Raw genomic sequence first — 10,101 nt, forward strand, 5'->3', positions numbered from 1 at the left:
ACGGTCGGCCGGTTCCTCAGTTGAGCATCGCCCGTGCCGCGTCGGCCTGTTGGCGTACTCGGGCCGCGGCCGGTTCGTCCACCGCCGCCACTACGTCGGCGTAGGCGTCCAGTTCGGTGGCTCCGGCCAGGAAGTCTCCGCGCTGGACGAGGAGTCGGGCGCGCTCGTAGCGCAGACGTGCCGGGTGCGAGGGCATCAGCAGGGAGAGTTCCACCGACCACAGGGCCACGTCGGAGCGTTCGGGGCGGGCGGCGGCCCAGGCACGGATGTTGTTCAGGACGCGTACGACGACGTCGAGCGGGTCGGCGGGGGTGAGCATCGACGGGTCGAGCGGGGCGCCGGTCGCGCCCGCGACGAGGAGCTGCGCGTCGGAGTCGGTCAGGACGCGCCCGCCGTCGAAGGGATCGGCCAGCACCTGCCGCTCGGGCGGTCCGAAGCCCACCACGAAGTGACCGGGCAGCGCGACCCCGTAGACCGGTGCGCCGGCCCGTCGCGCGACCTCCATCCACACCACCGACAGCAGGATGGGCAGCCCGCGCCGCCGCCGCAGCACCGCGTGCAGCAGGGAGGACTCCAGCCGCTGGTAGTCACCCGGTGTGCCCCGGAATCCGCAGCGCCCGCCGAGGAGTTCGGCGAGGGCACTCGCCCAGGAACGGGGACCGCCCGGACGGAAGGGCAGCCGGCCCGCCAGTTCGTCCAGCTCGATCTGCGCCGCGTCCATCCCGGCCTCGTCCAGGGTTCCGTCCGCCGCGGCGCCCACCAGCAGGCACAGCACCGCCAGATCGGGCCGCTCGGCCCGCGCCTCCTCGGCGAACCGCCGCCGTACCTCGTCGGCTCGCTCCGGCTGCGGGGGACGGGGCGGGGGCTGGGGGGAACGCATAGCAGGCTCCTGCCCCCTCACGTCGATCGATACGGCTCGACGCCCGGCCGCACACCCGGCTCGGCACTCGGTGCCGCACCCCGTTCGGCGTCGGCGGAACCGCTGTCGGGCGGGCCGTCGTTCGCCGCGCCGGCGCTCGTACCGGAGTCTGCCGTACCGGCGTCCGCGAAGGCGTCCGTACCGGCTTCCGGCGTCCACCGGTAGTGGTGGTAGGCGTGGTGCGGGCCGAAGCCCATCCGGGCGTACAGCTCCCGTGCCCCGGTGTTGTCCGCCTCCACCTGGAGCCAGGCCGCCGAGGCGCCCTCCTCCAGGGCCCGGCCGGCCAGGGCGGCCATGACGGCGGTGGCGAGGCCCCGGCGGCGGCGGGCCGGGTCGACCTCGACCGCGGCGAACCCGGCCCAGCGGCCGTCCACCACACACCGTCCGATCGCGGCCGGAGCCGCGTTCCCGGCGCCGGGCACCGTCGCGAACCACACGGAGGGTCCGCCGCCCAGCACCCTCAGGGCCACGTCGCTCACGCCCTTGCGCTGATAGCGGCCGAGCCACGCGTCGTCGGCCGTGCGCGAGAGCGTCACCTCGGGAGCAGGTGGAGCCGCGGGTGCCTCCGGGTCCGCGACCGGTGCCAGCGAGCCGATCCACAGCTCGGCGGTCACCTCGCGCGTCCAGCCGCGCGCCTCCAGCTCCGCGCAGAGCAGTTCCTGCGTGCCCTCGGCGCCGGTGGCGGTCTGGATGTAGGCGGGCAGGTCACGGGCGCCGTACCAGTCCCGTACGGACGCCAGCGCCCGGTCGAGCGGCACGCCCGGGTCCCCCAGCGGCAGGACGGAGTTGGCGCGCCGGGTGAACCCGCCCGCCGCCCGCAGCTCCCATGCGCCGAGCCGCTCGCTCTCCACCGGCGGCCAGGCCCGCGCGGCGGTGCGCGCCAGCTCCTCGTACGACGCCGCGGGTCCGCGACGCCGTGCCGGGGCGGACGGTACGACCTTGGCCGCGGCCAGCGAGGATTCCGCGATCCGGACACGCTCGCCGGTCCGCCGTGTGATCAGCAGCACACCATCGTCCCATGATGTGAGAACGCCGACCGTGTCGGTGAACTTCTCCACCGTGTCTCGGTCGTCGGTCATGCGTCGCACCGAGACGCGTTTTCCCACGTCAGCAGCGGTGATCCGGACCTCAAGGCGGCCGGAGGCAGAGATTTCCACAGGTCAGTTCACCCCTCCTGTTCGGATCGTGCCCAAGAACGGAGATACTAGGGGCGGGCATCGACGACGCCGCGCTCCCGCGCGCCAGGCGGCGGAGCCTACGGAGGCCCGCCAGCGCCCTATCGAGGAGGAACGACAGCGTGACCTACGTCATCGCGCAGCCTTGTGTCGACGTCAAGGACAAGGCGTGCATCGAGGAGTGCCCGGTCGACTGCATCTACGAGGGCTCCCGGTCCTTGTACATCCACCCGGACGAATGCGTCGACTGCGGAGCCTGTGAGCCGGTGTGCCCGGTCGAGGCGATCTTCTACGAGGACGACACTCCGGAAGAGTGGAAGGACTACTACAAGGCGAACGTCGAGTTCTTCGATGAGCTCGGCTCGCCCGGCGGCGCCAGCAAGCTCGGTCTGATCGAGCGCGACCACCCCTTCATCGCAGCGCTGCCGCCGCAGAACCAGTAAGCGGCCCGCATACGCGCCGCCTCGGTCCCGTACAGCTGATCGCTCCGATCGCCGTACGGGACCGAGGCATTTGCCGTATCAGCCCCCGCGGCGGTCCGTGCAGCAGCCCGTATCCGGGTTTCCGCCGGTACGGGTCGTACGTACGAGAAAGTGAGCCCGATCCCGTGTCCGCAGTCTCCGACCGGCTTCCCACCTTCCCCTGGGACAAGCTGGAGCCCTACAAGGCGACCGCCGCCGCCCACCCGGGCGGCATCGTCGACCTGTCCGTCGGCACCCCGGTCGACCCGGTGCCCGAGCTGATCCAGAAAGCTCTGGTCGCGGCCGCGGACTCGCCCGGCTACCCCACGGTGTGGGGCACGCCCGAGCTGCGGGACGCGCTCACGGGCTGGGTGGAGCGACGGCTCGGCGCGCGGGGCATCACCCACCGTCATGTGCTGCCCGTCGTCGGCTCCAAGGAACTGGTCGCCTGGCTGCCGACGCAGCTCGGTCTCGGCCCCGGCGACAAGGTCGCGTACCCGCGGCTCGCGTACCCGACGTACGAGGTCGGCGCGCGGCTGGCGCGGGCGGACCACGTGGTCTACGACGACCCGACGGAGCTGGACCCGACGGACCTGAGACTGCTGTGGCTGAACTCCCCGTCGAACCCGACCGGCCGGGTCCTGTCCGCCGCGGAACTCGCCCGGACCGTCGCCTGGGCCCGCGAGCACGGCATCCTCGTCTTCTCCGACGAGTGCTACCTCGAACTGGGCTGGGAGGCCGACCCGGTCTCGGTGCTGCATCCCGACGTGTGCGGCGGCTCCTACGAGGGGATCGTCTCGGTCCACTCGCTCTCCAAGCGCTCGAACCTGGCCGGCTACCGCGCCGCGTTCCTCGCGGGTGACCCCGCCGTCCTCGGCGAACTCCTCGCGATCCGCAAGCACGGCGGCATGATGACCTCGGCGCCGACCCAGGCCGCCGTGGTCGCCGCGCTCTCGGACGACACCCACGTCCGTGAACAGCGCGACCGCTACGCCGCCCGCCGCACCGCCCTGCGCGACGCCCTCCTGACCCACGGCTTCCGCATCGAGCACAGCGAGGCGAGCCTCTACCTCTGGGCCACCCGGGACGAGTCCTGCTGGTCCACGGTGGCCCACCTGGCCGACCTGGGCATCCTGGTGGCCCCGGGCGACTTCTACGGCGAGGCGGGCGAGAAGTTCGTCCGCGTGGCCCTCACCGCCTCGGACGAGCGCGTGGCGGCGGCGGTGGAACGCTTGCGGTAGCCCGGTAGCCCGGTAGCCCGGTAGCCCGTCGGCGCCCGAGCACAGCGAACCAGGCGGCCGAGCGCAGCGAAACGGGGGTCCGGGGAAGCGAGTTCCCCGGACCCCCGTCGCCGTACGCGTCTGGGGGCTAGCCCAGCGGCAGGCCCTTCAGCGGCAGCTGCCCGGTCGGCAGGCCGCCGTGGGTCACGGTGTCCGTCGGCAGGCCGCCGCCGGCCGCGGTCTTCGCGGTGTCACCGAGGAAGCCGCCGGCCTGTCCGGCCGCGCCCCCGGCCGCCTTCCGCGCGGCGGGCGTGGCCTTCTTGGCGGCCTTCCCGCCGGTCCTGCCCGCGGCCGGCACGGCCTTGCCGGCGATCCCGGTGACGTTCCGCGCCGTTCCTTCGACGGTGTTGCCGACGTTCGCCCCGTCCAGGGCGGTCAGCCCGCCGAGGCTGGGGGCGGCCGGCAGGTCGGCCGCCGCGCAGGCGGAGCCGGCCGCGCCGACCACGGGCGCCGCTCCGGCCGCGACGAGCAGCACGACACGGGCGATCCGGCGGGTCAGGGGGAGGGACATGGTGCTCCTTAGACGGAAGAGAACGGGGAAGTGTCCTGCTGCGCCCGGCGGTCGACCGGCTGGCTGCCGACCGACCGCGCCGCCGGATGCCGATCGCCTGAGGTGATCGTTCCGGGCTCGGACGCAGTGACTACCGCTCGAAGTCCGCGAAGGTTGCGGTGGCCCGCCGCAAAGAGTTGGCAATGCGTCGCATTATCGGTTGTGGATAAAAACGGGCAAACGATACTCGGCCGGAGAGCCCGTGGAATCCTCATGGCCCTTTGTTCTCAAGGGATTTCCCGGATGCCGGAGTGAGTGCCCGAAAGTGTGCGCACATCGCCGCCCGCCGAGGGCCGGGTCCTCCTGACGGGTGAGGGTCCGTACTACTGCCCGGTCACGATCCGGACCTCGGCCGCGGCCTTCCCGGCCCCCGAACCGCTCTTCTCGTCGGCCGTGTGCCACGAGCTCTCCGAGGTCCCCGCGGTCCATTCGCGCCCCGCGTACGACACCCGCTCGATGTGCAGGGACGAGGAGTTGGCCACGGCCCAGTGCGCCAGCTCCCAGCCGCGGCGGAGCACCCCGGTCCCGGCGGTGGCCTCCTCGCGCACGGGGACCGTCACGGTCCGGTCGGCGGCCTTCGGGGAGGCCGGGGCGGCCGAGGAGGCCGGCGAGGCCGGTGTCGGCGAGGCGGAGGAACCCGCCGTACCCACGGTGGCGCCCGCCTCCTGGAGCACATCGCGCCCGAAGTCCCGTGCGAGCGCGGCCCGCACCGGGGCCGGGCCGCCCGCCGGGGTCGCGGCCGGGCGCCCCTGGCAGGTCAGCGTGGCCGCCGCGCGGCCGGTCAGGGCGGCGGCGAGCAGCGTGGCGTCCGGCTCGTGCTTCGCGTACGCCTGCGGATAGCCGCTGTGCTGCACCCGCTGGGCGGCGACGGTGAGCGGCAGCCGCGAATAGCCGGGCACCTTGGCCAGGTGCTCGTAGAAGACGCCCGCCGCGTAGGCCGGGTCCATGATCTGCTTCCGCGTGCCCCAGCCCTGCGACGGCCGCTGCTGGAACAGGCCGAGGGAGTCCCGGTCGCCGTGCTGGATGTTGCGCAGCCCCGACTCCTGGATCGCCGTCGCGAGGGCGATGGCCACCGCGCGCTCGGGCATGTCGCGGGAGGTGCCGATGGCCGAGATCGTCGCCGCGTTCACCGCCTGCTCGGGGGTGAACTCGTACGACGCGCCGTCGCCGTTGCCGGAGACGACCTTGCACCGGGGCGCGCCCACGCCGCCCGTGAGGTACTGCACGCCGAGATAGCCCGCGATCGCGAACAGGACCACGAGGGCCCCTCCGAAGCGAAGGAGGCGACGGCGGCGCCGGACAGGGGTGGGGGACGGCTCAGGCACGCGTACAAGGTACTGGAGAGTGCTGTCGGCCATCTGTGGGGCTGTGGACAACGGGAGAGCGGCCGGGGGATACGACCGCATCCGGCTGTTTTCGGGGCCCCTCGGCCGGGCGCGCTAGGGTCGACGGCATGGCCGACACCCCGCTTGACCTCACCCTGGACGCAGCCGAGCTCACCGCGCAGCTCGTCGACCTCCCCTCGGAGAGCGGCGACGAGAAGCCGCTCGCGGACGCCGTCGAGACCGCCCTGCGCGCCCTGCCGCATCTGACGGTCGACCGGTACGGCAACAACGTCGTGGCCCGTACGAACCTCGGCCGCGCCGAGCGGGTCGTCCTGGCCGGTCACATCGACACCGTGCCGATCGCCGGCAACGTGCCCTCCCGCCTCGACGAGAACGGCGTGCTGTGGGGCTGCGGCACCTGCGACATGAAGTCGGGCGTCGCGGTCCAGCTCCGTATCGCGGCCACGGTCCCCGCACCCAACCGGGACCTCACCTTCGTGTTCTACGACAACGAAGAGGTCGCGGCCCATCTGAACGGGCTGAAGCATGTGTCCGAGACCCACCCCGAATGGCTGCGGGGCGACTTCGCCGTCCTCCTGGAGCCCTCCGACGGGCAGGTCGAGGGCGGCTGCCAGGGCACGCTGCGGGTGCTGCTGAAGACCAAGGGCGAACGCGCCCACTCCGCCCGCAGCTGGATGGGCTCGAACGCGATCCACGCGGCCTCCCCGATCCTGGCCGCCCTGGCCGCGTACGAGCCGCGCTACCCGGTGATCGACGGCCTGGAGTACCGCGAGGGCCTGAACGCGGTGGGCATCTCGGGCGGTGTCGCGGGCAACGTGATCCCCGACGAGTGCGTCGTCACCGTCAACTTCCGCTACGCGCCCGACCGTACCGAGGAGGAGGCGGTCGAGCACGTCCGCGAGGTCTTCGCCGACTGCGGTGTGGACGAGTTCGTGATCGACGACCACAGTGGCGCCGCCCTCCCCGGTCTCTCGCACCCGGCCGCCGTCGCGTTCATCGAGGCGGTGGGGGGCACCCCGCAGCCCAAGTACGGCTGGACGGACGTCTCCCGCTTCAGCGGGCTCGGCGTCCCGGCGGTCAACTACGGCCCCGGCAATCCCCACCTGGCGCACAAGCGGGACGAACGGGTGGAGACAGCCAAGATCCTCGCGGGCGAGCAGCGGCTGCGCGACTGGCTCACCGCCTGACGCTGACGGGCGTACCCGCCGCCGGTTCACGGCGGACATGCCGACGTCCCCCCGCCGTAACCAGCGGAGATCTACGCTGGGGCGGAACGACCTTCCCCCGCACCGGCCTCGGCCGGAGCGGGGGAGCCCCGTACGCGGAGGGAGTGGGCATGGCTACTGGCAACCCGGAGGGCAAGAAGCGGCCACCGGACGAGCAGCGTCTTGGCCCGGTGCTGCGCAGGCGGGACCAGGTCCAGGCGAGCACCACGGACCAGCGGCTGCTGGACGCGGGCGGCCCCTCGGACTGGGTGCACACCGATCCCTGGAGGGTGCTGCGCATCCAGTCGGAGTTCATCGAAGGCTTCGGCACGCTGGCCGAACTCCCGCCCGCGATCAGTGTGTTCGGCTCGGCCCGGACACCGGTGGACTCGCCCGAGTACGAGGCGGGCGTCGCCCTCGGCCGGGGTCTGGTCGAGGCCGGGTTCGCGGTGATCACCGGCGGTGGACCGGGTGCCATGGAGGCCGCCAACAAGGGTGCCTGTGAGGCGAAGGGCATCTCCGTCGGCCTCGGCATCGAGCTCCCCTTCGAGCAGGGGCTGAACCAGTACGTCGACATCGGCCTGAACTTCCGGTACTTCTTCGTCCGGAAGATGATGTTCGTCAAGTACGCGCAGGGCTTCGTGGTCCTGCCCGGCGGCCTCGGCACCCTCGACGAACTCTTCGAGGCGCTCACCCTGGTCCAGACCCAGAAGGTCACCCGCTTCCCCATCGTGCTGTTCGGCACGGAGTACTGGGGCGGCCTCGTCGACTGGCTCAAGAACACCCTCATCGCCCAGGGCAAGGCGTCCGAGAAGGATCTGCTGCTGTTCCATCTGACCGACGAGGTGGACGAAGCGGTGGCACTGGTGTCGAAGGAGGCCGGCCCCCGCTAGAGGCTTCCTCCCGCGGTTTCTGCGGGCGGCCCTATGGGCGGTCTCCTGCGGGCGGTTCTGCGGGCGGTCCTGCCGGTCGTGTGGCACGGGAGGGGCTGATGGTCGGTCCCTCCCGTGCGCCCGCGCGGCCGGTCCGCTACGCCAGCCCGCGCCGGGCCACCGCCGGCGGCCGGTGCCCGGCGATCGACGACACCATGTCCAGCACCTGACGGGTCTCCGCGACCTCGTGGACGCGGTACACCTGCGCCCCCAGCCAGGCCGAGACGGCCGTCGTCGCCAGCGTCCCGAGGATCCGTTCCTTGACCGGCTTGTCCAGTGTCTCGCCGACGAAGTCCTTGTTGGAGAGGGAGACGAGAACCGGCCACCCGGTGGACACCATCTCTCCGAGCCGCCGCGTCGCCTCCAGACTGTGCCGGGTGTTCTTCCCGAAGTCGTGCCCGGGATCGATGAGCACCGACTCGCGGGGCACCCCGAGGGCGACCGCGCGCTCCGCCAGGCCCAGCGTGACCCGCAGGATGTCGGCCATCACGTCGTCGTACGCGATCCGGTGCGGGCGCGTCCGCGGCTCGGACTCCCCGGCGTGCGTGCACACGAGCCCCACCCCGTACCGGGCGGCCACCTCGGCCAGCCGCGGATCGACCCCGCCCCAGGCGTCGTTGAGCAGGTCGGCACCCGCTTCGCAGACCGCCTCGCCGACCTCGTGCCGCCAGGTGTCCACGCTGATGACCACGTCGGGGAAGCGGCGGCGCACCTCGGCGACGAAGCCGACCGTACGGCGCGCCTCCTCCTCGGCGGTGACCTCCTCGCCCGGCCCGGCCTTGACCCCGCCGATGTCGATGATGGCGGCGCCCTCGGACACCGCCTGCTCCACGCGCGCGAGGGCGGGCTCGTCGCGGAAGGTGGCTCCTTGGTCGTAGAAGGAGTCCGGGGTCCGGTTCACGATCGCCATGATCACCGGCTCGTGCGCGTCGAATTCGCGCCTGCCCAGCCTGAGCATCCCCTGTGACCTCTCCCAGTAAGTCGCACCGATAAGCCGCCTGCGACCTTAACTGTCAGACTCGCATGGCACGATCGGAGCCTGACACTTCCGTCGTCAGACTGCTTTCGCCAGCACCAGTAGTTTCGCGCCGACGCGACCCGCGCCGGCACCAGAGCGTGGGGACCTCAGCGATGTTCATGTTCTTGTTCCTGGTCGTCGCACTCGCCGTCGTGGTCGCCGCGGTCACCCTGTCCGTGGTGGGCGGCGGCGAGAGCACCCCCCTTTCCGACGCCGAGCCGGAGCGGCTGCGCGATCCGCTGCCGTACGACCGTCCGGTGCACAAGGACGATGTGGACGCGCTGCGCTTCGCCGTCACGATGCGCGGTTACCGCATGGCGGACGTCGATGACGCACTCGGCCGTCTGGGCGCCGAGATCGGTGAGCGGGACGCCCGGATCGCCGACCTGGAGACCGCGCTCGCGGGCGCCCGTGCGGCGAGCCACACCACCTCGCTGCGCAAGCACCCGGAGGACGAGCAGTGAGCGACGCGCTCGCCGGACCCGACGGCGTTCCGCGCTGCCCCTGGGCGCTGTCCACCGAGGACTACGTGGCGTATCACGACGAGGAGTGGGGCCGGGCGGTCCACGGCGACGACGCCCTCTACGAGCGGCTGTGCCTGGAGGCGTTCCAGTCGGGGCTGTCCTGGATCACCATCCTGCGCCGCAGGTCCGGCTTCCGCGCCGCCTTCGCGGACTTCGAGATCGCCCGGGTCGCGACGTTCACGGAGGCCGACGAGGAGCGGCTGCTCGCCGATCCCGGGATCATCCGCAACGGCGCCAAGATCCGGGCGACCGTCGCCAACGCGCGCGTGCTGACCGGCTGGGCCCCGGGCGAGCTGGACGAACTGATCTGGTCCTTCGCCCCGGACCCCGCCTCCCGTCCGGCCCCGGAGAAGCTCTCCCAAGTGCCCGCCGTCACCGACGAGTCGACAGCCCTCTCCAAGGCCCTCAAAAAGCGCGGCATCCGTTTCGTGGGCCCGACGACGGCGTACGCCCTGATGCAGGCGTGCGGCCTGGTGAACGACCACCTGGCGGACTGCGCGGTGCGCGACGCCGAGTGACCGGCGCGCCCCTTCAGGGACGCGGGAAGCGGTGCCACGGGCCGCGGGAAGCACGTAGGCCGAGAAAGACCCCGGGAGCGGGGGGGGGGGGGGGGGGGGGGGGGGGGGGGGGGGGGGGGGGGGGGGGGCGGTTTGTGCTCGCCCCCCTCCCTTTTCTCTCTCCCCTCGCCCCC

General features: G+C 72.6%; 11 protein-coding genes. 6 read left to right on the plus strand and 5 right to left on the minus strand.

The features are described 5' to 3' along the window. Positions 1–16: 16 nt before the first annotated feature. Both ACZ6KY_RS06055 and ACZ6KY_RS06060 read right to left on the minus strand, forming a co-directional pair. Positions 17–880: a transglutaminase family protein gene (locus ACZ6KY_RS06055; protein WP_469309116.1), complete on the minus strand. Its 864-nt coding sequence runs from the start codon at positions 878–880 to the stop codon at positions 17–19. Positions 881–897: 17 nt separating this feature from the next. Beyond that, positions 898–2,076, minus strand: a complete 1,179-nt coding sequence (locus ACZ6KY_RS06060; RefSeq protein WP_469309117.1) for a GNAT family N-acetyltransferase — start codon at positions 2,074–2,076, stop codon at positions 898–900. Positions 2,077–2,216: 140 nt separating this feature from the next. Here ACZ6KY_RS06060 and fdxA point away from each other — a divergent pair, with 140 nt between their 5' ends. Beyond that, positions 2,217–2,537, plus strand: a complete 321-nt coding sequence (fdxA, locus tag ACZ6KY_RS06065) for a ferredoxin (RefSeq protein ID WP_018089397.1) — start codon at positions 2,217–2,219, stop codon at positions 2,535–2,537. 164 nt (positions 2,538–2,701) lie between these two features. Then, complete coding sequence (locus tag ACZ6KY_RS06070) at positions 2,702–3,796, plus strand: bifunctional succinyldiaminopimelate transaminase/glutamate-prephenate aminotransferase (RefSeq protein WP_469309118.1); 1,095 nt, start codon at positions 2,702–2,704, stop codon at positions 3,794–3,796. 127 nt (positions 3,797–3,923) lie between these two features. On the opposite strand, the gene ACZ6KY_RS06075 is transcribed toward ACZ6KY_RS06070, so the two are convergent. Both ACZ6KY_RS06075 and ACZ6KY_RS06080 read right to left on the minus strand, forming a co-directional pair. Continuing rightward, on the minus strand, positions 3,924–4,346 hold the full coding sequence (locus ACZ6KY_RS06075) for an ATP-binding protein (protein ID WP_469309119.1): 423 nt from the start codon (positions 4,344–4,346) through the stop codon (positions 3,924–3,926). A 362-nt stretch (positions 4,347–4,708) separates the two neighbouring features. After that, a complete protein-coding gene (locus ACZ6KY_RS06080) occupies positions 4,709–5,710 on the minus strand; it encodes a heavy metal transporter (protein WP_469309120.1) in 1,002 nt (333 codons plus the stop codon). A 128-nt stretch (positions 5,711–5,838) separates the two neighbouring features. Between ACZ6KY_RS06080 and dapE the strand changes: the two genes are divergently transcribed. Next, a complete protein-coding gene (gene dapE, locus ACZ6KY_RS06085) occupies positions 5,839–6,918 on the plus strand; it encodes a succinyl-diaminopimelate desuccinylase (RefSeq protein ID WP_469309121.1) in 1,080 nt (359 codons plus the stop codon). Positions 6,919–7,067: 149 nt separating this feature from the next. Then, complete coding sequence (locus ACZ6KY_RS06090) at positions 7,068–7,829, plus strand: LOG family protein (protein ID WP_469309122.1); 762 nt, start codon at positions 7,068–7,070, stop codon at positions 7,827–7,829. 136 nt (positions 7,830–7,965) lie between these two features. On the opposite strand, the gene folP is transcribed toward ACZ6KY_RS06090, so the two are convergent. Further along, a complete protein-coding gene (folP, locus tag ACZ6KY_RS06095) occupies positions 7,966–8,826 on the minus strand; it encodes a dihydropteroate synthase (protein ID WP_469309123.1) in 861 nt (286 codons plus the stop codon). A 173-nt stretch (positions 8,827–8,999) separates the two neighbouring features. Here folP and ACZ6KY_RS06100 point away from each other — a divergent pair, with 173 nt between their 5' ends. After that, entirely contained in the window at positions 9,000–9,350 is a 351-nt protein-coding gene (locus tag ACZ6KY_RS06100) for a DivIVA domain-containing protein (protein ID WP_469309124.1), read from the plus strand. Then, on the plus strand, positions 9,347–9,928 hold the full coding sequence (locus ACZ6KY_RS06105; protein WP_469309125.1) for a DNA-3-methyladenine glycosylase I: 582 nt from the start codon (positions 9,347–9,349) through the stop codon (positions 9,926–9,928). Before ACZ6KY_RS06100 ends, ACZ6KY_RS06105 begins: the two co-directional genes overlap by 4 nt. The last annotated feature ends 173 nt before the right edge of the window (positions 9,929–10,101 follow it).

The sequence above is a fragment of the Streptomyces sp. NPDC042002 genome (assembly GCF_055588305.1).